At 70.1% G+C, this 20,881-nt stretch carries 20 protein-coding genes; 8 read left to right on the forward strand and 12 right to left on the reverse strand.

Annotated features, from left to right (window positions below; translation table 11 throughout):
- Positions 1-11: 11 nt before the first annotated feature.
- The 4 genes from GE300_RS09355 to ilvC all read right to left on the reverse strand — a co-directional run bounded on the left by GE300_RS09355 (position 12) and on the right by ilvC (position 3,939).
- A complete protein-coding gene (locus tag GE300_RS09355) occupies positions 12-1,658 on the reverse strand; it encodes a CTP synthase (protein ID WP_154446287.1) in 1,647 nt (548 codons plus the stop codon).
- A gap of 172 nt (positions 1,659-1,830) precedes the next feature.
- The gene (gene secG / locus GE300_RS09360) at positions 1,831-2,262 is read right to left on the reverse strand and encodes a preprotein translocase subunit SecG (protein WP_154446288.1); all 432 of its coding nucleotides are present in this window, start codon (positions 2,260-2,262) and stop codon (positions 1,831-1,833) included.
- Between the two features lie 129 nt (positions 2,263-2,391).
- Positions 2,392-2,802, reverse strand: coding sequence for a DUF6524 family protein (locus GE300_RS09365; protein ID WP_154446289.1), 411 nt, complete (start codon positions 2,800-2,802; stop codon positions 2,392-2,394).
- Positions 2,803-2,916: 114 nt separating this feature from the next.
- Positions 2,917-3,939: a ketol-acid reductoisomerase gene (gene ilvC / locus GE300_RS09370; RefSeq protein ID WP_154446290.1), complete on the reverse strand. Its 1,023-nt coding sequence runs from the start codon at positions 3,937-3,939 to the stop codon at positions 2,917-2,919.
- Positions 3,940-4,083: 144 nt separating this feature from the next.
- Here ilvC and GE300_RS09375 point away from each other — a divergent pair, with 144 nt between their 5' ends.
- Both GE300_RS09375 and GE300_RS09380 read left to right on the forward strand, forming a co-directional pair.
- Entirely contained in the window at positions 4,084-4,542 is a 459-nt protein-coding gene (locus GE300_RS09375; protein WP_154446291.1) for an Lrp/AsnC family transcriptional regulator, read from the forward strand.
- On the forward strand, positions 4,542-5,018 hold the full coding sequence (locus GE300_RS09380) for an Lrp/AsnC family transcriptional regulator (RefSeq protein WP_154446292.1): 477 nt from the start codon (positions 4,542-4,544) through the stop codon (positions 5,016-5,018). Before GE300_RS09375 ends, GE300_RS09380 begins: the two co-directional genes overlap by 1 nt.
- Here GE300_RS09380 and GE300_RS09385 read toward each other — a convergent pair.
- Together GE300_RS09385 and GE300_RS09390 are read right to left on the reverse strand one after the other, a co-directional pair.
- The gene (locus GE300_RS09385; RefSeq protein WP_154446293.1) at positions 5,015-6,298 is read right to left on the reverse strand and encodes an FAD-dependent monooxygenase; all 1,284 of its coding nucleotides are present in this window, start codon (positions 6,296-6,298) and stop codon (positions 5,015-5,017) included. The genes GE300_RS09380 and GE300_RS09385 overlap by 4 nt on opposite strands.
- Positions 6,299-6,340: 42 nt before the next feature.
- Complete coding sequence (locus GE300_RS09390) at positions 6,341-6,985, reverse strand: pyrimidine 5'-nucleotidase (RefSeq protein WP_154446294.1); 645 nt, start codon at positions 6,983-6,985, stop codon at positions 6,341-6,343.
- A gap of 106 nt (positions 6,986-7,091) precedes the next feature.
- On the opposite strand from GE300_RS09390, the gene GE300_RS09395 reads away from it, so the two are divergent.
- Positions 7,092-7,733, forward strand: coding sequence for a GntR family transcriptional regulator (locus GE300_RS09395; protein WP_154446295.1), 642 nt, complete (start codon positions 7,092-7,094; stop codon positions 7,731-7,733).
- Positions 7,734-7,747: 14 nt separating this feature from the next.
- On the forward strand, positions 7,748-8,551 hold the full coding sequence (locus GE300_RS23530; RefSeq protein WP_154446296.1) for a hypothetical protein: 804 nt from the start codon (positions 7,748-7,750) through the stop codon (positions 8,549-8,551).
- A 68-nt stretch (positions 8,552-8,619) separates the two neighbouring features.
- On the opposite strand, the gene GE300_RS09405 is transcribed toward GE300_RS23530, so the two are convergent.
- Together GE300_RS09405 and carA are read right to left on the reverse strand one after the other, a co-directional pair.
- The gene (locus tag GE300_RS09405) at positions 8,620-10,440 is read right to left on the reverse strand and encodes a glycosyltransferase family 2 protein (RefSeq protein WP_325063178.1); all 1,821 of its coding nucleotides are present in this window, start codon (positions 10,438-10,440) and stop codon (positions 8,620-8,622) included.
- A 130-nt stretch (positions 10,441-10,570) separates the two neighbouring features.
- Complete coding sequence (gene carA / locus GE300_RS09410; RefSeq protein WP_154446297.1) at positions 10,571-11,761, reverse strand: glutamine-hydrolyzing carbamoyl-phosphate synthase small subunit; 1,191 nt, start codon at positions 11,759-11,761, stop codon at positions 10,571-10,573.
- Between the two features lie 181 nt (positions 11,762-11,942).
- On the opposite strand from carA, the gene GE300_RS09415 reads away from it, so the two are divergent.
- Entirely contained in the window at positions 11,943-12,398 is a 456-nt protein-coding gene (locus GE300_RS09415) for a GatB/YqeY domain-containing protein (RefSeq protein WP_154446298.1), read from the forward strand.
- Between the two features lie 82 nt (positions 12,399-12,480).
- Positions 12,481-13,743 carry an MFS transporter gene (locus GE300_RS09420; protein ID WP_154446299.1) on the forward strand — a complete coding sequence of 421 codons (1,263 nt, stop codon included), beginning with the start codon at positions 12,481-12,483 and terminating at the stop codon, positions 13,741-13,743.
- 39 nt (positions 13,744-13,782) lie between these two features.
- Here the strand turns inward: GE300_RS09420 and GE300_RS09425 are convergent, their stop codons facing one another.
- Positions 13,783-14,472 (reverse strand): hypothetical protein, encoded by a 690-nt coding sequence (locus tag GE300_RS09425; RefSeq protein WP_154446300.1) that lies wholly within the window; start codon positions 14,470-14,472, stop codon positions 13,783-13,785.
- A 260-nt stretch (positions 14,473-14,732) separates the two neighbouring features.
- Between GE300_RS09425 and GE300_RS09430 the strand changes: the two genes are divergently transcribed.
- The gene (locus GE300_RS09430; protein ID WP_154446301.1) at positions 14,733-16,217 is read left to right on the forward strand and encodes a spondin domain-containing protein; all 1,485 of its coding nucleotides are present in this window, start codon (positions 14,733-14,735) and stop codon (positions 16,215-16,217) included.
- A 137-nt stretch (positions 16,218-16,354) separates the two neighbouring features.
- Here the strand turns inward: GE300_RS09430 and GE300_RS09435 are convergent, their stop codons facing one another.
- From GE300_RS09435 to lipB, 3 genes are all read right to left on the reverse strand, one after another.
- A complete protein-coding gene (locus GE300_RS09435) occupies positions 16,355-16,900 on the reverse strand; it encodes a DUF2244 domain-containing protein (protein ID WP_154446302.1) in 546 nt (181 codons plus the stop codon).
- Position 16,901: 1 nt separating this feature from the next.
- Positions 16,902-18,542 carry a cytochrome c oxidase subunit I gene (gene ctaD / locus GE300_RS09440; RefSeq protein ID WP_154446303.1) on the reverse strand — a complete coding sequence of 547 codons (1,641 nt, stop codon included), beginning with the start codon at positions 18,540-18,542 and terminating at the stop codon, positions 16,902-16,904.
- Positions 18,543-18,684: 142 nt separating this feature from the next.
- The gene (lipB, locus tag GE300_RS09445) at positions 18,685-19,401 is read right to left on the reverse strand and encodes a lipoyl(octanoyl) transferase LipB (RefSeq protein WP_154446304.1); all 717 of its coding nucleotides are present in this window, start codon (positions 19,399-19,401) and stop codon (positions 18,685-18,687) included.
- 73 nt (positions 19,402-19,474) lie between these two features.
- Here lipB and GE300_RS09450 point away from each other — a divergent pair, with 73 nt between their 5' ends.
- A complete protein-coding gene (locus GE300_RS09450; RefSeq protein ID WP_154446305.1) occupies positions 19,475-20,791 on the forward strand; it encodes a peptidoglycan-binding domain-containing protein in 1,317 nt (438 codons plus the stop codon).
- Positions 20,792-20,881: the final 90 nt, after the last annotated feature.

Here is a 20,881-nt window from a genome sequence, read left to right on the forward strand (position 1 = left end):
GGCCGAAAAGGTCACACCAGCCGCGACTGCGCCAGCGCCGCGCGCACGAAGTCGCGGAACAGCGGGTGCGGGGCGAACGGCTTGGATTTCAGCTCGGGGTGGAACTGCACGCCGATGTACCAGGGATGGTCGTCGTACTCGACGATTTCCGGCAGGCGGCCGTCGGGCGACATGCCGGAAAAGCTCAGCCCTGCGGCCTCGAGCTTGTCGCGGTACTTGATGTCCACCTCGTAGCGGTGGCGGTGCCTCTCCGAGATCGCGCAGCCGCCGTAGATCCCGGCGACCCTGCTGCCTTCGGTCAGCACCGCGTCGTAGGCGCCAAGGCGCATGGTGCCGCCCTTGTCGTCGGCCTGGGTGCGCTGCACGGTGCGATTTCCCTCGACCCATTCCTTGAGGTGATAGACCACCGGCTCGAATCGCTTCATGCCGGCCTCGTGGTCGAATTCCTCGGAGCCGGCGTTCTCCAGCCCGGCCAGGTCGCGCGCCGCCTCGATCACCGCCATCTGCATGCCCAGGCAGATGCCCAGGTACGGCACCTTGCGCTCGCGCGCGAACTTCGCCGCGCGGATCTTGCCCTCGGTGCCGCGCTCGCCGAAGCCGCCGGGAACGACGATGGCGTTATAGCCCTCCAGCAGCGGGGCGACGTCCTCGTCGCGCTCGAAGATCTCGGCGTCGATCCACTCGGCGCGCACCCGCACCCGGTTCGCCATGCCGCCGTGGGTCAGCGCCTCGGCGATGGACTTGTAGGCATCTTCCAGCTGGGTGTACTTGCCGACGATCGCCACGCGCACCTCGCCGTCGGGGTTGTAGACCCGGTCGGCGACGTCTTCCCATTTCTCGAGGTTAGGCTTCGGCGCGGGCGAGATGCCGAAGGCGTCCAGCACCGCCTGGTCCAGCCCCTCGCGGTGGTAGGCCAGCGGCGCCTCGTAGATCGAGCGCAGGTCCTGGGCGGCAATCACCGCGTCCTGGCGCACGTTGCAGAACAGCGCCAGCTTCTCGCGCTCCTTGTCCGGGATCGGGCCCTCGGACCGGCACACCAGCACGTCCGGGGCCAGTCCGATCGAGCGCAGTTCCTTGACCGAGTGCTGCGTGGGCTTGGTCTTCAGCTCGCCCGACGCCTTGATCCAGGGCAGCAGCGTCAGGTGCATGAATATGCACTGGCCGCGGGGCTTTTCCTGCGCAAACTGGCGGATCGCCTCGAAGAACGGCAGGCCCTCGATGTCGCCGACGGTGCCGCCGATCTCGCACAGCATGAAATCGACCTCGTCGCCGCCGATCTCGAGGAAATCCTTGATCTCGTTGGTGACGTGCGGGATCACCTGGATGGTCTTGCCGAGGTAGTCGCCGCGGCGCTCCTTTTCCAGCACGTTGGAATAGATCCGCCCCGAGCTGATCGAATCCGTGGTCCGCGCGGCGACGCCGGTGAAGCGTTCGTAATGGCCCAGGTCGAGGTCGGTCTCGGCGCCGTCGTCGGTGACGAATACCTCGCCGTGCTCGTAGGGGCTCATCGTGCCGGGATCGACGTTCAGATAGGGATCGAGCTTGCGCAGCCGGACCGAATAGCCGCGCGCCTGCAGCAGCGCCCCCAGCGCGGCCGAGGCCAGGCCCTTGCCCAGGCTGGAAACGACACCGCCGGTGATGAAGATGTACCGCGCCATGATGCGACAGCGCCTCCCGTGCGCTTGCGCCGGGTCCGACCCGGCCGAAATATTGCTGCTCCACGGGATTGCAGACGTAAGCCATTCTTGCCGCCAAGACAAGTCGCGGTTGCGCAATATCCTGTGGAATGAAAAAGCCGGGCAACCATCGGTTGCCCCTGAGCCGGAGAAATTATTCGGCCGGCGGCGGAACCGCGGGTCCCGATGCGCCGGAACTGCCCGAGGTGCCGCCTGCGCCATCCGCGGGCACGGGCGCGGGCGGCGTCAGATCGCCACCATCCAGCGCGGGCGGCAGGGCGATCCCGCCGGCGCCGCCGGTGCTGCCGCCGGCGGGGGCCGGGGTCTCGACGCCGACGCGGTCGATCACCGAACTGCCGGCGGAATCGCGCGTGGCGATCCAGGTCAGCGCCAGGCTGGTGCAGATGAAGCCGATCGCCAGGATCCAGGTCACCTTGGCCATCGGCGTGGTGGGCGGACGCCCGGACATCACGCCGCCGCCACCGCCGCCGATCCCCAGCCCGCCCCCTTCGGAGCGCTGCAGCAGCACCGACAGGATCAGCGCCAGCGCCAGCAGAAGGTGGATGATCAGAACGATGTTTTCCATGACGTGCCCGTGCGGTTCCCGTGCGTTTCCGGCTCAGCGCCGGTGTCTAGGCCATGAGGTCGGGCTTGTCGATGGGCAAATCACCCCCGCCCCCGGACCCGACCCGGCCGCGCTGCGCAAGCCGCGCGGTCAGGCGCTTGTCTCCTCGACGTCGTCCACGTCCAGCTGGCCGGACAGCCGGCGGCGGATGATCGACCAGCTCAGCCCGACGCCCATCACCACCGACAGCGTGATCAGCCCCAGCCAGGCCATCACCGAGGGGTTCTCGACCGAGACGATCCCGGCCTCGATCAGCACCCAGATCAGCGCCGCGATGATCGCCAGCACCAGACCGATGCCGACGATGCCGATCGAGCGGACGGTGGCGCGCAGGTAGATCACATAGGCGACGAACAGCAGCAGGCCGATCAGCACCTTCAGCGCCGGCGACTGGTCGAAGCCGCCGCGCACCCAGTCGACATAGCTGAAACCGGCGGGATTGTAGGTCAGCAGGACCAGCGCCAGCGCGGCGGCCCAGCGGATCAGGAAGGCTCTGCCCATGTCTCGCTCCTGCAAATCGCTTTTGCGCGGACCTTACCGAGCGCGCCGATCCAAGGCTAGGAAAACCCGGCTCGCGCACCCGGGGCCGTCCCCCGGGTGCGCGATTTGTCACAATCAGTTCTTGGCCTTGTCGACCATCTTACCTTCCGAGATCCAGGGCATCATGCCGCGCAGCTTCTCGCCGACGGCCTCGATCTGGTGGGCGTCGTTGTTGCGGCGGATCGCCTTGAACGACGGCTGCCCGGCCTGGCATTCCTGCATCCAGTCGCGGACGAAGCGGCCATCCTGGATGTCCTTCAGCACCGCCTTCATCCGGGTCTTGGTCTCGTCGTAGGGCAGGATGCGCGGGCCCGAGACATACTCGCCGTACTCGGCGGTGTTCGAGATCGAGTAGTTCATGTTCGCGATGCCGCCCTCGTAGATCAGATCGACGATCAGCTTCACCTCGTGCAGGCACTCGAAATAGGCCATTTCCGGATCGTAGCCGGCCTCGACCAGGGTCTCGAAACCCATGCGGATCAGCTCGACCAGGCCGCCACACAGGACAGCCTGCTCGCCGAACAGGTCGGTCTCGCATTCCTGGCGGAAGTCGGTCTCGATGATGCCGGAACGGCCGCCGCCGATGCCCGAGCAGTAGGACTTGGCGATCTCCAGCGCGGTGCCGGTGGCGTCGTTGTGCACGGCGACCAGGCAGGGCACGCCGCCGCCCTTGACGAACTCGCCGCGGACGGTGTGGCCGGGGCCCTTGGGCGCCATCATGATCACGTCGACGCCGGGCTTGGCCTCGATCAGGCCGAAGTGCACGTTCAGGCCATGGGCGAAGGCGATCGCCGCACCGTCGCGCAGATTGTCATGCACATACTTGCGGTAGGTGTCGGCCTGAAGCTCGTCCGGCATGGTCAGCATCAGCACGTCGGCCCAGGCCGAGACCTCGGCCAGGCCCATGACCTGCAGGCCCTCGGCCTCGGCCTTGGCGGCGGAGGGCGAGCCCTCGCGCAGGCCGATGGCGATGTTCCTGGCACCCGAATCGCGCAGGTTCAGCGCGTGGGCGTGGCCCTGGCTGCCGTAGCCGATGATGCCGACCTTCTTGTCCTTGATCAGGTTGATGTCGCAGTCGCGATCGTAATAGACGCGCATGGCGTTGCCTCCGGTTCTGGTTCCTGTCTGGAAGTGACCGGCGCAGGATAGATCGGGGCAGCTGAGAACGCGTTTGCCATTTCCGCGATATTCGCGGATTATGTGGCGCATTCATTCGCCATATCGGACCGAAGCGAGACTTTCATGCAGATCGACCGCATCGACCGCCACCTGCTGCGCCTGTTGCAGGAGGACGCGGCGCGCCCGGTCTCGGTGCTGGCCGAGGCCGCCGGAATCTCGGTCTCGGCCTGCCGCCGGCGCATCGACCGGCTGGAGGCCGGCGGCGTCATCGCTGCCCGCCGCGTGGCCTTGGACCTCAGGGCGCTGGGCTTCGAGGTGCAGGTGTTCCTGCGGGTGACCCTGGACAAGACCGAGCCGCGCGCCTTCGATGCCTTCATCGCCGAGGCGCGCCGGATCGCCAACGTGCAGAGCATCGAGACGCTGCTGGGCCGGGTCGACATCCGCATGGACGTGGTCGCGCGGGACCTCGGCCACTACCAGCAGATCTATCAGGAACGGATCCTGGCGTTGCCGCACATCGCGGACATCGAGGCGCTGATGCTGGTGTCGGAGCTGAAGAACTCGGAGGCGCTGGCGATCTGATGGGACTGGACCTCGACGACACCGACCGGGCCCTGCTGCGCGCGCTGATCGCGGACGGCGGGCGCTCGACCCAGGTGCTGGCGGACATCGTCGGCGTCTCGCAGCCGGCGGCCTGGCGGCGCGTCAGGCGGCTGGAGCAGGCGGGCGTGATCACCGGCCGCCACGCGGTGCTGGACCGCGAGAAGCTGGGCTTCGGCGTGGTCGTCTTCCTGGGCGTGAAGCTGGCCGCCAGGGGGCGGGTCAGCCTGGCCGAGTTCGAACGCGCGGTGATCGCCATCCCCGAGGTGCAGGTGGTGCAGCACGTGCTGGGGATCTACGACTACCGGCTGAAGGTCGTGGCGCGCGACCTGGGCGATTTCGAGCGCATCCTGCGGCGGCGGATCATGACCCTGCCGGGGGTGGGCGAGATCGAATCGAACGTGCTGCTGCGGCAGGAGGACGTGGGCCCCGATGCGCTGTTCGGGGCCGGGCGTTAGCGCCCGTGGCCGTTGCCGGATGCCTCCGGCGGGGATATTTTCGGGACGGTGGAAGCTGGGTGCGCGCCGAGGCCGAGGCGCATCGCGGCGGTCTTCAGCGGCCCCGTGCGGTGGAGCAGGGCGAGCGCGGCGCGGCGGGCGGCCTGCAGTGTGGGTGCACCGGTCATGGCGGCACGGTTGAGCGCGTCGATGCCGGCGACGCGCAGCGCGGTCTCGGGCTGGCGGGCGCGGTTGTAGCGGGCGAGCAGATCCGGCGCGCCGATATCGCCGCGCGTGGCGGCGATCAGCTCTTTCAGGCAGGCGACGTCGGCGAGCGAGGTGTTCAGCCCCTGCGCGCCGATCGGCGGGACGACATGCGCGGCCTCGGCGATCAGCGCCAGCCGCGCGGCATCGAAGCGGGCGGCGATCTGGCTGACGATGGGCCAGGCGGCGCGCTCCGAGGCCAGGGTCAGCGGGCCCAGTTCGCCGCAGGAACGCTCGGTGGCCGCCTGCGCGAAGGCGTCCGTGTCGAGCGCGCGCAGCCGGGCGACCTCGGCGCCGCGCTCCATCCAGACGACGGCCGAATGCGGCGTGCCGTCCCGGTCGGGCAGCGGCACGAGGGTGAACGGGCCGCCGTCGCGGTGCACCTCGATCGAGACGTTGTCGTGCGGCCGCGGATGCGCGACAGCGAAGACCAGCGCCTGCTGGCCGTAGTCCCAGCGCGGCGCGGAAATACCGGCCGCCTGCCGCAGCGGGCTGTCGCGGCCGTCGGCGGCGACCACCAGCGGGGCGCGGACCTGGCGGCCGTCGGACAGGTGCAGGATCGCCCCGGCGGTGCGCGGGGTCAGGCGCCTGACGGCGGTGCCCGCAAGCAGCGTGGCGAATGGCTGCGCCTCGAGATGGGCCAGCAGCTCGCGCCGGAGCAGCCGGTTGGGCAGGTTGACGCCGAAGCGTGTCCGGCCGATCTCGGCCGCATCGAAATCCGCTTGCTCCCGTACGGCGCCGTCCGGACCGGCGGCATCGAGCAGGCGCATCACCCGCAGGTCGGTGCCGTGGGGCGCGAGGCGGTCCCACAGACCGGCCTCGTCCATCAGCGCGATCGCGGGCTCCAGGAAGGCGGTGCTGCGCAGGTCGGCGCCCGCCGCGCGGGGCGCGGTGACGGGGCGCGCCGGCTCGATGCAGATCGTGCGCAGGCCCAGGGCGGCGAACACCGCGGTGGCGGTCATGCCGGCGATGCCGCCGCCGGCGACGGCGATGTCTGCGGTCAGGATTTCGGGCCGGATCTCGGGGCGCGCGGTCATGGCCGCAAACCTAGTCCGCCGGCGACGGTCGGGGAAGGGCGCTCAGACCAGTTGCGACAGAAAGCCCGGCAGGTCCTCGGTGCAGTGGTGGATATGCGGCGCCGGCGGGATCCCGGGGCCCACGAGTACAGTACGCATGCCCAGCGCGTGCGGCACCGCAAGGTTGCGCGGATCGTCCTCGAACATCGCCGCGCGGCACGGGTCCAGCCCGTCGGCGTCGAACACCGCGGCGAACGCCTCGGCCCGCGGCTTCGGCGCGTAGCCGGCGTCCTCGACGCCATAGAGCGCGTCGAACAGTCCCGCCAGGCCCAGCGCCGCCGTCACCCCGCGTGCGTGCCCGCGCGAGCCGTTGGTATAGACGATCTTGCGCCCTGGCAGCGCGGCGATCGCGGCGCGCAGCCCCGGCTCGGCGGTCAGCCCGGTCAGGTCGATGGAGTGCACCTCCTCGAGAAAGCCGTCCGGCTCCACCCGGTGGTGCGTCATCAGCCCGGTCAGCGTGGTGCCGTGGTCGCGCCAGTAGTCGCGGCGCAACGCGGCGGCGGCGGCCTCGTCCAGCCCCAGACGGGCGCGAATGAAGCCGTTCATCCGCGCCTCGATCTGGTCGAACAGCCGGGCGCCGGGCGGGTACAGCGTGTTGTCCAGGTCGAAGACCCAGGTGCGGACATGGATGAAGCGGTGCCTGGCCATGCCCCGGCATACGCCGCCGCGGCGCGCGGCTCAATGCTGCGGCGCGGAAAACCGTCGACAACCCGCGGCACGGGGGGTAACTGGTTGAGCGGACGAGAGGAAGCGGATGCCGAGCGAGATCCAGGCGCACAAGGATGCCTACGACCTGGTGCTGGACGCCATCGACAAGGGCGAATACCGGCCGGGCGACCGGCTGGTCGAGGCCGAGCTGGCGGAGCGTTTCGGCGTCAGCCGCACGCCGATCCGCGAGGCGTTCCAGCGGCTGGAGACGCAGGGCATCCTGGCCCGCGACGGCCGTTCGCTGATCGTCGCCTCGCTGAACCACGACCAGATCGGCGAGCTTTACGTGCTGCGTGCCGAGCTGGAGGCGCTGGCGGCGCGGCTGGCCGCCCAGCACGCCACCCCCGAGGAGGTCCGGGTGCTGTTCTCGATGATCGACGAGGACCGGGCGCTGATGGACCAGCCGGAGCGGATGAGCCGCGCCAACAAGCGGTTCCACCGCCAGCTGCACCTGGCCAGCCACAACCGCTATCTGGTGCAGCAGCTCGAGGCCGTGCACCGCTCGATGGCGCTGATGAGCGTCACCACCTTCCAGGCCGAGGGCCGCACCGGTGTCGCGCTGGACCAGCATCGGGCGATCGTCGATGCGATCGCCGCGCGCGACGGCGCCGCGGCGGACGCGGCGATCCGCGAGCACATCTCGTCGGCCTACGAGACCCGGCTCAGGCAGGGCGCCGGGCGGCTCTGAGCGGGGACGCGGGGGTGAAACGGCGGATCGTTCTCCACATCGGGATGGAGCGCACGGGCACGTCGGCGCTGCAGCGGTTCCTGGCGCGCAACCGCGCCGCGCTGCGGCTGATGGGCGTGCGCTATCCGCGACCGAAGTCCGGCGCGCCCGAGAAACACCAGGACCTGGTCCGGGCCATCGCCGCCGAGGCGCCCGGAGACGCGCCCGGCGCGGCAGCGGAGCTGATCGCCGGCTATACCGAGCGCGTGCGCGCGCCGGTCACCGTGCTCAGCGCCGAGGGGCTGTCGGCCCCCGATCCGGTGTACGCGCGGGCGCTTGCGCCGCTTGCCGAGCGGTTCGACGTGCGGGTGGTGGTCTGCCTGCGGCGGCAGGACGAATGGGCGCTGTCGGCCTATCGCCAGGTGGTGCTGGACCCGGCGGTGGCCGAGGCGCGGCCGGTCGCGGCGTGGCTGCAGGATCCGCGCACCCGCGCGCGGCTGGACTACGCGGCGATGCTGGCGTGGTGGGAGGACGCGTTCGGGCCGGAGAACATCCGCCTGATGCGCTATCCGCACGATCTGCCGCTGGTGCCGGGGTTTCTGGCCGCGGCGGATCTGCCGGCGCCGGCCGGGCTGCTGCCGCACCGGTCGTTGCGGGTCAACGGGACGACCGGCGAGGCTGGGCTGCTGCAGGCGCTGGCGCGCAACGGCGCCGCGCCGGAGCTTCCCGACCTGGACCAGGCGGCCCGCGACGCGCTGCTGGAAGACCTGCGGCCCGGCAACAACGCGATCCGCGAGCGCTATCTGCCCGAAGCGTGTACCCTGTTCGGCGTGGCCTAGGCAGCGTCCGCCGGCTGGGCGGGCAAGCCCGGTTCGGGCGGACGCAGCGCCGGGAGCCGGTGCGAGTGTCAGAGGCCGTGATCCGTCTTTGCCCAGTAGAACGGCCGGGTGAACAGCTCGGTCACCGCGCGCCAGGCGGCGAGCGCGCCCAGCGGCCAGTACAGGAACATCAGCGGCACGGTGGCGATCAGGTGGCGGCGCGGGCGCGCCCAGACCGCGCGCAGCGCGACCGCCGCCATCACCGCCTGGCCCAGCGACATCGACGCGAACCACGCCGTCCACAGCCAGCGCGGCCCGCTGGCGAACACCGCCAGATCGAACCCCAGCCAGCCGGCCCAGAGCGCCCAGTAGAGCGGCGTGGCCAGATAGGCCGTCAGCCCGCCCAGCAGCAGCAGCTGGAAGCCGGCGAAACCGGCCGGCCCGAGCTCGCGCCACAGCCGGACCGGGGCGCGCATGTGCGTAACCCAGGTCATCGCGTAGCCCTTCAGCCAGCGCGAGCGCTGCCGGACCCACGGCCAGGGGCGGCAGTTCGCCTCTTCGTAGGTGGTGGTGGCGACCATCTCGGTGCGATAGCCGAGGCGGGCGAGGCGCATGCCCAGGTCGGCGTCCTCGGTCACGTTGTGCGCATCCCACGCGCCGACCCGCTCCAGCACCCGGCGGCGGAAGAACACCGTGGTGCCGCCCAGCGGCAGCGGCATGCCCAGGCGCTGCACGCCGCGCAGCAGCACCCGGAACCAGATCGCGTATTCCACAGCGAAACAGCGCGCCAGCCAGTTCTGGCGCGGGTTGTAGAAGTCCAGATATCCTTGCACGCAGCCGACCTCGGGCGGGGCGGCGGCCAGATGCTCGGCGACGCGGCGCAGCTGGTCCGGCTCGGGGCGGTCCTCGGCGTCGTAGATGCCGACGATGTCGCCGCGGCAGAAGTCGAGCGCCAGATTCATCGCCCGCGGCTTGGTCTTGAGCGTGTCGGGGGGCACGGTCAGCACCCGCGCCCACGGCGGCAGCCGGGTCCGGGCCAGCGCGATCGGCGTGGCGACGTCGTCCGCCTCGAGGATGAAGATCGCGTCCAGCCGCTCGCGCGGGTAGTCGCTGGCTTCCAGCGCCGCGATCAGCTGGCGCAGCGTGGCGTCCTCGCGGAACAGCGGGATCAGCAGCGAGATCACCGGCAACGGCGCGCCCGCCGGCGGGCGGCGCGGCGCGTCTGTCCCGGCGCGGAAGCTTTCCACCAGCGCCACCGCCCGCAGCGCGGTGGTGCAGGCGTTGACCAGTGCCAGCCAGCCCAGCAGCGCCAGGAATCGCGGCAGCGGCGCCAGCAGCGCGGCGGCGGCGAGCGTCAGCGCGATCACCGGCAGCACCGCGCCCGACCGGCGGGTCCAGCCGCGGCACGAGACGGCCTCGGGGCAGCGGTCGCGGGCGGCCTCGGCCAGGGCGGGGCCATGCAGCGCCAGGATCGCGTCCTCGATGGCGCGGCGCTCGGCGACCGCGAAGTCGACCTGTCCGTCGAGCGCGGGCCGCCGCGCCAGCAGCCGCGCCCGCGCGTCCGGGCCCTCGATGGCGATCACCAGCCGCCCGTCCTGCCGCCGCCAGGGCAGCGCGCCGAGCCGGAGCAGGCCGCGCGGGTCCATGCCTTGCGACAGTACCGGATCCGGGGGGTCGGCTTCGAGGTCCGCCAGCGGCAGACGGGACTGCGCCGCCAGTGCGCCGGCGATGGTAGCGCCGGTGACCGCGCCGCGGCGGCGCAGCGCCTCGCCCAGGGGCACGATCCCGCGCGCCGCGAGCGCCGAGTCGACCGCGGCCGGCGGTACCGCGCCGGCCGCGCGCAGCAACTCGCCCAGCCGGGGCGCGCGCGCCGGCCGGTCGAGGTCTTGGGCGGCGGCGGATCGGGGCACGCGTCGGTCCTCGCAACGGAATGCGCCGATCCTTGACCGCGTTAACTTAACAGCGGCTTAACGGGTGCGGTGCGCCGGGCGCGGCGATGCCGGCGAGGGGTCCGGACGAACCCGGAACCGGCCGCGTCGGTCAGGCGGCGCGCGCCTTCATCGCGGCGACGAAGCGCTCGAACAGGTAGTAGCTGTCCATCGGCCCCGGGCTGGCCTCGGGGTGGTACTGCACCGAGAACACCGGCCGGTCGCGCATCGCGATGCCGCAGTTCGAGCCGTCGAACAGCGACACATGGGTTTCCTCGACACCCGCGGGCAGCGACTGGGTGTCGATCGCGAAGCCGTGGTTCATCGACACGATCTCGACCTTGCCGGTGGTGTGGTCCTTCACCGGGTGGTTCGCGCCGTGGTGGCCGTGGTTCATCTTCAGGGTCTTCGCGCCCAGCGCCAGACCGAGCATCTGGTGCCCGAGGCAGATGCCGAACACAGGGATGTCGGACTTGTCCAGCACCTCGCGGATCATCGGCACCGCATAAGCACCGGTCGCCGCCGGATCGCCGGGGCCGTTCGACAGGAACAGGCCCTCGGGTTGCAGCGCCAGGATGTCCTCGGCGGTGGCCGAGGCGGGCAGCACGGTGACGTCGCAGCCGGCGCTGGCCAGGCAGCGCAGGATGTTGCGTTTGGCGCCGTAGTCGATGGCGACGACCTTGTGCCCCGGCGTCTGCCGCCTGGCGTATCCGTCGGGCCAGGCCCAGCGCATCTCGTCCCAGCGGTAGGACTGGGCGCAGGTGACTTCCCTGGCGAGGTCGGCGCCTTCGAGACCGGCGAAGGCGCGGGCGCGGGCGGTCAGGTCTTCCAGGTCGAAGTTCCCGTCCTTGTCGTGCGCCATCGCGACGTGCGGTGCGCCCTGGTGGCGGATCGCGCGGGTCAGGCGGCGGGTGTCGACGCCGCCCAGGCCGATGCGGCCGCGCGCGGCCAGCCAGTCGGACAGGTGCCCGGCGGCGCGCCAGTTCGACGGCTCGGTCGGATCCCAGCGGACGATCATCCCGGCGGCGACCGGATCGGCGGTCTCGTCGTCCTCGGGGTTCACGCCGACGTTGCCGACGTGCGGAAAGGTGAAGGTCACCACCTGCCCGGCGTAGCTGGGGTCGGTCATGATCTCCTGGTAGCCTGTCATCGCGGTGTTGAAGCACAGTTCGGCCACCGCCAGACCCTCGGCCCCGAAGCCGCGCCCGTAGAAGATCTGTCCGTCGGCCAGAACCAGGCAGGCGGTCGGTTTCTCGGGGCTTGCGGCCGCGTCGGCGGCGGCCGTCCGGGGATCGGCGGTCATGGGCGGGCATCCTGTTCGAAGGTCGCGCGGAACCTATGCCCGACATGCCGGGCGGTCAAGCCGCGACGGCGTCGCCGGGCAGGACGGGCCGCGGTGCGCGCACATTGAAATGATTTGTAACGATCCGCCGGCACCGATATAACGGTCGGTCTTGAGGTATGAACGCAGCAAGGTGATCCCCATGATCCGCACCCGCCTTTCGCGCGAGCTGAAGGAGGCGATGAAGGCGAAAGACCAGCTCCGCCTCTCGACGCTTCGCCTGATCAACGCCGCGATCAAGGATCGCGACATCGCCGCCCGCTCGGAGGAGAACACCGAAGGCGTCAGCGAGGCCGAGATCCGCGACATTCTCGCCAAGATGATCAAGCAGCGGCGCGACAGCGCCGAGGCCTATGACGAGGCCGGCCGCATCGAGCTGGCCGAGCAGGAGCGCGCGGAGATCAAGATCATCCAGGGGTTCCTGCCCAAGCCGCTGTCGGACCAGGACGTCGACAAGGCGATCCGCGAGGCGATCGCCGAGACCGGCGCCAGCTCGATCCGCGACATGGGCCGGATCATGGGCGTGCTGAAGTCGCGCTATGCCGGGCAGATCGATTTCGGCAAGGCCGGGCAGCGCGTCAAGGCCGCGCTGGGCTGACCGCGGCCCGCCCGCGGATCCGTCGCGACCCGGCCGGCGGTTCCTGCTAGACTGGCTCCGCCCGCATCCGGGAAGGAGAGCCATGCGCGCCGACGTCTCGCCCGAGCCTTCCTATCGCTGGACCATCGTCCTGTCCGCTGCCGTGATGCTGGCGGTGGCCATGGGGCTGATGGTCAACGGGTTGTCGGTGCTGATCATCCCGCTTCAGGAGGCCTTCGCCCGCAGCCGCGCCGAAGTGGCGCTGATCAACACCGCCGGGCTGGTGGGGCTGGCGGCCGGAGGCATCCTGATGGGCCGGATGGCCGAGGTGACCTCGACCCGCGCGGTCTGCCTGTTCGGCGCGGCGGTGTTCTCGGCCTGCGTGCTGGCGGCGTCGCAGGCGCAGGCGTTGTGGCAACTGCAGCTGCTGTTCTTCCTGGCCGGCTTTCTCGGCGCCGGGGCGCTGTTCGCGCCGCTGATCGCCAATGTCGGCAACTGGTTCGGGCGCGGTGCGGGGCTGGCGCTGGGCATCGCGTCGGCGGGGCAGGCGCTGGGGCAGGGCGGTGTGCCGTTCGTGACCGGCCTGCTGATCGGCGGGTACGGATGGCGCGCGGCGCTGGCGATCCTGGGGGCGGCATCGCTGCTGCTGCTGCTGCCGCTGGCGGCGCTGCAGCGGCCGCCGCCGCGTCCGGACGCCGCCGGCGCTGGCGGTCCGGCGGCCGGCACCGGATCGCCGGTGCCGGTGTCTCCGCGGCTGGTGACGGCGATGCTGTCGGCGGCGTCGTTTTTCTGCTGCACCTGCATGGCGGTGGCGCTGGTCCACCTGGTGCCGCTGATCCAGGGCCGCGGCTTCGGCGTCGAGCAGGCCAGCGGCATCGCCTTCGGCATGCTGCTGGTGGGCATCCTCGGCCGCATCGCCTTCGGGCGTCTGGCCGACCTGATCGGCCCGGTTCCGGCGTGGATGCTCGCCTCGGCGTGGCAGACGCTGCTGGTGTTCGGCTTTACCCTGGTGCAGGGGCTGGGTGGCTTCGCCGTGTTCGCGGTGATCTACGGGTTCGGCTATGCCGGGGTGATGACCGGGGTGCTGGCGACGACGCGCGCGCTGGCGCCGCCGGCGCGGCGCGCATCGGTGCTGGGCATCGTCATGGTCTTCGCCTGGGCTGGTCACGGTCTTGGCGGCTACCAGGGCGGCTGGTTCTACGATCTGACCGGCGCCTACACCTGGTCGTATGCCAATGCGGCGATCGCCGGCGTGGCAAATCTCGCCGTGCTGAGCCTGCTGATGTGGCTGATGTCCGGCCGCGGGCGCGGCCGGGAGCGCGAGCAGGCTGAAGGCGCGCCGCGCGCCCCGGCGGCGGCCGTCTGATCCCGGGCGGACGCGGCCGCCCGGGACCCCCTTGCTGGATCACAGCGCCGGCGCCGCGCCCTGGATGAAGACGGCGTCCTGCACGTTTTGGCAGGCATAGCCGCCCGCCATGCCGATGCGCGCGCCGTCGAAATCGGGCAGCTTGCCCGGATCGCACTGACCCGCATGGCTCGTGAGAGCGTCCTCGACCGCGGCGGCGGAAAGCCCGTCCATCGGGCCGTGGTCGCGGATCACCACATGGACCTCGGCGGTCATCGGCTTCTGCAGCCCGTGGCCGAACCAGGGATCGACCAGATCTCCGGCCGCCCGGTGGGTGGTGAACCTCGCGCGCCCGTCGGCGTCGGCGATCGCACCGGCGCCATAGCTGACGTCGGACTGCACGGCCTCGTGGTTGCCGACCACGTCGGATGACGTGCACGGCGCGGCGGCGCAGGCCTCGGGCGCGTTGATCGGCACGAACCACATGGTATAGCCGTGCCCGGGCATCAATTCGGCCGTGGCCACATCCACCAGCACGCCGCCGTCGTAGCTGACCAGCGTGGCGGTCGCGCCGTCGATCTGGCGCTGGCTGTCCTCGAAGCCGGGGAAGGTGACCACCGGAGCCGTGACGATCTGCGCCTCGACCGCACGCGGCTGCGCGCCGTAGTGCGCCATTTCGCCGCCGACGGCCGGCAGTGCCAGGATCGTCGCGGCAGCGAGGGCCGGCAGGCAGGGTCTGTCAAGCATCATGCTATCCCCCATCTTGACAGGAACGTCCCGCGTTCCGCGCAGAGTGAACCACATCCGGCCTCGGTTCTCTTGATGTGCCGGTTCGAATCCTTGAACTTCCGGGGCTCTGCGCCGGCGTCCGGGAGGGCCAGGCGGCGTGGCGCGGGGGAGATTTATTTAAAGTTCGTTAACATTATGGTCTGGCGAAGGCGGACGCATGAACTACCCTGCATGCTGCGTGAATCGTGCGCGTGGGCATAATTGTTCATTGGGGTAAAACAATGGTCGAGATTAGAGTATCCGTTCGGAACGAAACCGATATCGGTGGTCTGTACCTGACTCCTGTCTGGGTTGGCTTTAACGATGGTGGGTTCGACCTGTTCGACATCGGCGACACCGCAAGCGCCGGCCTGGAGCGGCTTGCCGAGGACGGCACGCTGGACACGCTGAACGGCGAATTCGCCGCCGCCACCGGCGTGACCGGCCTTTCCGGTATGGTGTCGGGCGATTTCGGTGCGGCCGGTGTCATCGACCCCTTCGAGCTGGCGTCGACGATCTTCGACGTCGATGAGCAGGATCACCGTTACCTGCAGTTCGGGGCGATGGTGATCCCGTCGAACGATGCCTTCATCGGCTCGGACGATCCGATCGAGCTGTTCGACGCCGGCGGCAACTTCAACGGCGCGACCCAGATCACGATCCACGGCAGCGACGTGCTGGACGCGGGAACCGAAGCGAACACCGAGCAGGACGCCGCGTTCATCAACCAGAATGCGCCGAACACCGGAGACGCGACCAACAGCGCCATTGCCGCCCATCCGGGCTATATCGGCGGCGAGAACGGCCCGGTCGCGGGGCCGAACGGCGAGCCGATGACGATCCTCGGCGGCACCACCGCGGCGGGAACCATCATCGACCCGACGGCCGGCGACTTCTCGCGCGACGGGTTCGAACTCGCCACCGTGCATATCAACGTGGTGGCACGCCATGAGGGCGGCGCAGACGCCGACGAGATCCTCGGCGGCAGCGCGGATGACATCGTCGATGCGCGGGGCGGCAACGACGTCATCGAAACCGGGGACGGCTGGGACGTGATCAGCGCCGGTCGGGGCATGGATCTGGTCTATGCCGGCAGGGGTGACGATATCATCGACGGCGGTGCCGGGCGCGACTTCCTGTTCGGCGAGCGGGGCGACGACGTGATCCTTGGTGGCTTTGGTCGAGACTTCATCGAGGCCGGCCCCGGCAACGACTTCGTCTTCGGCGGGGGTGGTGGCGACTGGATCGACGGCGAGGCCAGCGACGACTTCCTGTTCGGCGGCGGCGGCGCAGACGTCATGCTTGGCGGGACCGGACGCGACGTGCTGATCGGCGGCGGCGGCAACGACCTGATGTCGGGCGGCAATTCGCAGGACATCATCTTCGGCGGCGCCGGTCATGACGTCATCAACGGCGATGACGGCAACGATCAGATCAACGGCGGCGCCGGCAACGACCTGATCATCGGCGGAGCCGGCCGGAACACCATCACGACCGGCAGCGGCGAGGATGTCGTCGTCCTGACCGGCGAGGGCGCGCACGACCGGGTGACGGATTTCGATCTGGTTCTCGACCTGATCGCGATCAGCGCGGCCGGGGTGACCGAGTTCGCGGATCTGACCATCACCGGCACGTCGTCGTCCCGGATCGCCTACAACGGATCGGACGCCGAGTTGATCGGGGTCGCGGCCGCCGACCTGACCGCGGACCACTTCCTGTTCGTCTGACCGACGCCTTGCGGCAGCCGCATCCAGCGGCTGCCGCTTCTGCTGGTCAGCGGCCCGTTCCGGCGCGTGATTACGGAACCGCGCCGGGCGACCTGCGCCTGCAAGATCAACAGGGACAGGCTGCTGCCGGGCCGGGCTCAGCCCCCTGCGGCAATCTGCGCCAAGGCCCGGCGCAGTCGCGCGTGCAGCGCGATCCGTTCTTCGGGGCCGAGGAAGGCGCCGAGTTCGATTTCCCGCCCCGCGCCTTTCAGCGTGAGATAGTTTTCCAGCCGCGCGTCGTCGTGCAGCGTCACGGTGACCCAGTACGGGTTGGCCTGCCAGCGCAACACCCGGCCGTCGGTCTCGTGCCGCTCCACGGTGATCAGGTCGGGCCACAGGCGCAGGACCTCGTGCAGCCGGGCGTCGCGGTAGTTTCGCCGGATCGCCAGGTAGAGCGCCACCAGCGCCCCCACCAGGAACGGCAGCAGGCCCCAGCCGACCGGCGTGCCCCGGAACGGGACCAGCGGCACCGCCAGCCCCACCGAGGTGATGATCAGCACCCAGCGGAAGCCGCGCAGGCTCATCGACCGGTGCGGGTGCAGCTCCAGTTCCAGCAGCGGCGGGTCGCTGCGGCTCGGCCCCGGAAGCGAAGAGGCCGGGGTCTCAGCCCCGGCCTCGTCGTTATTTCCGTTCTGCGGGCGCATCTCAGTGGTGCTGCTTGTCCCACATCTCGCGGGTGGGCAGCGTCTCGAAGGTGTGCTCCGGCGGCGGGTTCGGCAGCGTCCACTCCAGCGTGTCCGCGTGCGCGCCCCAGTAGGCCGGCTCGGAGATGCGCTCGCCGCGGAACAGGGTGTAGAACACGATGCCGAAGAACAGCAGGAACGAGGCGCCGGAGAGGAACGCGCCGTACGAGCTGACCTCGTTCCACAGGGCGAACTGCTCGGGGTAGTCGATGTAGCGGCGCGGCATGCCCTGGCGGCCCAGGAAGTGCTGCGGGAAGAAGGTCACGTTGGCGCCGATGAAGAACAGCCAGAAGTGCACCTTGCCCCAAAACTCGGGGTACTGGCGGCCGGACATCTTGCCGATCCAGTAGTAGACGCCGGCGAAGATCGCGAACACCGCGCCCAGGCTCATCACATAGTGGAAATGCGCCACGACGTAGTAGGTGTCGTGATAGACACGGTCGACGGCGGCCTGCGACAGCACCACGCCGGTCACGCCGCCCACGGTGAACAGGAAGATGAAGCCGATGGCGAACAGCATCGGCGTCTTGAACTCGACCGAGCCGCCCCACATGGTCGCGATCCAGCTGAAGATCTTGATCCCCGTCGGCACCGCGATGACCATGGTGGCCATCATGAAATAGGCCTGCTGGGTGGTCGACATGCCGACCGTGTACATGTGGTGCGCCCACACGACGAAGCCCAGCGCGCCGATCGCGATCATCGCGAAGACCATCGGCAAGTAGCCGAAGATCGGCTTGCGCGAGAAGGTCGAGACAACGTGGCTGATGATGCCGAAGCCCGGCACGATCACGATGTACACCTCGGGATGGCCGAAGAACCACAGCAGGTGCTGGTAGAGAACCGGATCGCCGCCGTTGGCCGCGTCGAAGAATGCGGTGCCGAAGTTGCGGTCGGTCAGCAGCATGGTGATGGCGCCGGCCAGCACCGGCAGGGCCAGCAGGATCAGGAAGGCGGTGACCAGGATCGACCAGGCGAACAGCGGCACCTTGAACAGGGTCATGCCCGGCGCACGCATGTTCAGGAAGGTGGTGATCATGTTGATCGCGCCCAGGATCGACGACGCGCCCGACAGGTGCACGGCGAAGATCGCGATGTCGGTGGACATGCCCTGTTCGGTCGTCGACAGCGGCGCGTAGAGCACCCAGCCGATGCCCGATCCCAGTTGCCCGTTGCCGCCCGGAGTGACCACCGACAGCACCGCCAGCGACGAGCCGGCGACGAACAGCCAGAAGCTGAGGTTGTTCATCCGCGGGAACGCCATGTCCGGTGCGCCGATCATCAGCGGCATGAAATAGTTGCCGAAACCGCCGAACAGCGCCGGGATGACCACGAAGAACATCATCAGGATGCCGTGGCCGGTGATCATCACGTTCCACAGGTGCCCGTTCGGCGTGCCGTCGGCCAGCAGCATGTACTGCACGCCCGGCTCCATCAGTTCCAGCCGCATGAACATGGTGAACCCGACCGAGATCAGGCCCAGCAGCGCGGACACGATGATGTAGAGGATCCCGATGTCCTTGTGGTTGGTGGACATGAACCAGCGGGTGAAAAACCCGCGGCTGTCATGCTCGCCATGGGCGTGGGCCGTAGCGTCTGCCATGTGCTTCTCCTGAGGCGCATTGTCTTTCGCCGCCGGCTGGACGCCGCGCGGGTGTGGCGGCGACTATAGAGCCGGCGGTTGGCGCTCTCAACCGGTTCCTGCCTGCGCGGACGGGGTGAATTGTCGCGCTGGCGCGGCGGCCTCAGCCGCTTGCGGGCAGGGCGCCGAACACCTCGGCGAAGCTGGCGCGCAGCGCCAGATCGACGTCGTCCATGGTCACCGGCAGGCCGAGGTCCACCAGGCTGGTCACGCCGTGCTCGGCGATGCCGCAGGGCACGATGCCGTCGTAGTGGCCGAGGTCCGGCTCGACGTTCAGCGCGATGCCGTGATAGCTGACCCAGCGGCGCAGGCGCACGCCGATGGCGGCGATCTTGTCCTCGGCCGGGGTGCCGTCCGGGTTCGGCGGGCGGTCGGGCCGCACCACCCAGACGCCGACGCGGCCGGCGCGCCGCTCGCCGGTGACGTTGAAGCGCGCCAGCGTCCGGATCACCCATTCCTCCAGCAGCCAGACGAAGCGGCGCACGTCGCGGCCGCGCCGGTTCAGGTCCAGCATCACATAGGCCACCCGCTGCCCCGGCCCGTGGTAGGTGTATTCGCCCCCGCGCCGGGTCTCGTAGACCGGGAACCGGTCTGGCGCACGCAGATCCCCGGGGCGAGCCGAGGTGCCGGCGGTGTAGAGCGGCGGATGCTCGACCAGCCAGACCTGCTCGGGCGCGCGGCCGGCCAGGATGTCGGCGACGCGCGCCTCCATCGCCGCGACCGCGTCGGGATAGGCCACCGGCGCGTCGGCGCGCAGCCATTCGGGCGCCGGGGCAGTGGCGCTGGCAGCGGCGGCGGTCGGGGGCAGGTCAACGGTCATGAGGAGCGATTCTGTGCTAGGATTGGCACGCCGCAATTGGGGAGCGGCATGTGTCACGAGGAGATTTAGTCAGATGTTGGGCAAAGTGCTAGGCGCCGTCACGGCGATCTGCGTGGCGATCGTGCCGGCGCAGCGCGCGGCGGCCGATGCGGGGGACGTGATCGGCGGCGTGATCGGCGGTGTGATCGGCGGGGTGATCGTCAACGAAGCCACAAAGCAGCAGCGCCGGCCGGCCGCGACCACGACCACGCGCACCGTGGTGCGCAAGAGCGGGCCGTCCGCTGCCGTGCGGGCGCAGAACCGTGAAACCCAGACGGCGCTGAACTACTTCGGGTTCCCGGCCGGGGCGCCGGACGGCATCCTGGGCCGCAATTCGCGCAATGCGATCTCGCAGTATCAGGCGCACATGGGCTATGCGCCCACCGGCCAGCTGACCGACTACGAACGCAGCTTCCTCGTCGGCTCGTACCACCGGGCGATGTCGGGCGGGGCGGCGACGCATCAGCTGATCGCGCAGAACCCGATGGGGCCGCGCGGGCTGCTGCTGGTCTATCGCGACGACGCGGCCGGCGTGCCGCGGGGCGCACCGCAGCCGGCGGTGACCGTCAACGTGCCGGTGGCGACCGTACCCGCCCCGGCGCCCGAAGCGGTGCCGGAGCCGGAAACGCAGCAGGCCGCGGCCGCGCCGCTGCCCAGTTTCGGCGCCGCGCCGCAGGCCGCGTCGATGGCCAGCGCCTGCAACCAGATCAGCCTGGTCACCACCACCAACGGCGGTTTCACCACGGTGGCCAATGTCTCCGACCCTGATTTCGCGCTCAGCGAGCAGTTCTGCCTGGCGCGGACCTATGCCATCGCCCAGGGCGAGACCATGGCGCGGCAGATCCCGAACCTGACCGTGGCGCAGATGGACGCGCAGTGCCCGGCCTATGTACCGCCGATGCGCGCGTATCTTTCGGGGCTGTCGATCCGTGGCCGCGACGCGATCCTCGACGAGGTCAGCGAGTTCGCCCTGTCCACCGGGCAGGCGCCGGCGCAGCTGTCCACAACGGCGCGGATCTGCCTGTCGTCGGGCTATCGCACCGACAATCCCGAGGTCGCGCTGGCCTCGGCGCTGCTGCTGGTGGCGATGGGCGAGCCGGTCTATGCCGAACTGATCGGCCACCACCTGTCGCAGGGCTTCGGTGCCTCGACGCGGGTCGATCTGGCCCGGCCCTGGTACGAGCTGGCCTTTGCCGCGCTCGACGGCGGCGCGCAGGCGGTGTTTGCTCCGGGCCAGCCCGAGCGGGTGCAGTTGTTGCGCGCGGCGACCGGCCTGGGTGGCAGCCCGGTGCCGGCGCAGACCGGCGGCGCGACGGTGCTGCCGACCTTCGCGATGCCGTCCAGCCAGTAGCGTTCCGCGGCGCGGCGGCGGGTTCCGCCGCGCCGGTCACGAAATCTTCGGCCGGGCTCCGAAACGGCGCTTCACAACCCGAAACGGAGT

It is taken from the genome of Halovulum marinum, from assembly GCF_009697225.1.
Lineage (GTDB): Bacteria > Pseudomonadota > Alphaproteobacteria > Rhodobacterales > Rhodobacteraceae > Halovulum > Halovulum marinum.

Bases quoted from the DNA above. Each gene is read 5' to 3' on its own strand.
- GE300_RS09420 (WP_154446299.1), top strand. From the start codon at position 12,481: ATGCGCGCCGACGTCTCGCCCGAGCCTTCCTATCGCTGGACCATCGTC.
- GE300_RS09375 (WP_154446291.1), top strand. From the start codon at position 4,084: ATGCAGATCGACCGCATCGACCGCCACCTGCTGCGCCTGTTGCAGGAG.
- GE300_RS09365 (WP_154446289.1), bottom strand. From the start codon at position 2,802: ATGGGCAGAGCCTTCCTGATCCGCTGGGCCGCCGCGCTGGCGCTGGTC.
- lipB (WP_154446304.1), bottom strand. From the start codon at position 19,401: ATGACCGTTGACCTGCCCCCGACCGCCGCCGCTGCCAGCGCCACTGCC.
- GE300_RS09390 (WP_154446294.1), bottom strand. From the start codon at position 6,985: ATGGCCAGGCACCGCTTCATCCATGTCCGCACCTGGGTCTTCGACCTG.
- secG (WP_154446288.1), bottom strand. From the start codon at position 2,262: ATGGAAAACATCGTTCTGATCATCCACCTTCTGCTGGCGCTGGCGCTG.
- GE300_RS09395 (WP_154446295.1), top strand. From the start codon at position 7,092: ATGCCGAGCGAGATCCAGGCGCACAAGGATGCCTACGACCTGGTGCTG.
- GE300_RS09385 (WP_154446293.1), bottom strand. From the start codon at position 6,298: ATGACCGCGCGCCCCGAGATCCGGCCCGAAATCCTGACCGCAGACATC.
- GE300_RS09415 (WP_154446298.1), top strand. From the start codon at position 11,943: ATGATCCGCACCCGCCTTTCGCGCGAGCTGAAGGAGGCGATGAAGGCG.
- GE300_RS09430 (WP_154446301.1), top strand. From the start codon at position 14,733: ATGGTCGAGATTAGAGTATCCGTTCGGAACGAAACCGATATCGGTGGT.
- GE300_RS09435 (WP_154446302.1), bottom strand. From the start codon at position 16,900: ATGCGCCCGCAGAACGGAAATAACGACGAGGCCGGGGCTGAGACCCCG.
- ctaD (WP_154446303.1), bottom strand. From the start codon at position 18,542: ATGGCAGACGCTACGGCCCACGCCCATGGCGAGCATGACAGCCGCGGG.
- carA (WP_154446297.1), bottom strand. From the start codon at position 11,761: ATGACCGCCGATCCCCGGACGGCCGCCGCCGACGCGGCCGCAAGCCCC.
- ilvC (WP_154446290.1), bottom strand. From the start codon at position 3,939: ATGCGCGTCTATTACGATCGCGACTGCGACATCAACCTGATCAAGGAC.
- GE300_RS09355 (WP_154446287.1), bottom strand. From the start codon at position 1,658: ATGGCGCGGTACATCTTCATCACCGGCGGTGTCGTTTCCAGCCTGGGC.
- GE300_RS09450 (WP_154446305.1), top strand. From the start codon at position 19,475: ATGTTGGGCAAAGTGCTAGGCGCCGTCACGGCGATCTGCGTGGCGATC.
- GE300_RS09425 (WP_154446300.1), bottom strand. From the start codon at position 14,472: ATGATGCTTGACAGACCCTGCCTGCCGGCCCTCGCTGCCGCGACGATC.
- GE300_RS09380 (WP_154446292.1), top strand. From the start codon at position 4,542: ATGGGACTGGACCTCGACGACACCGACCGGGCCCTGCTGCGCGCGCTG.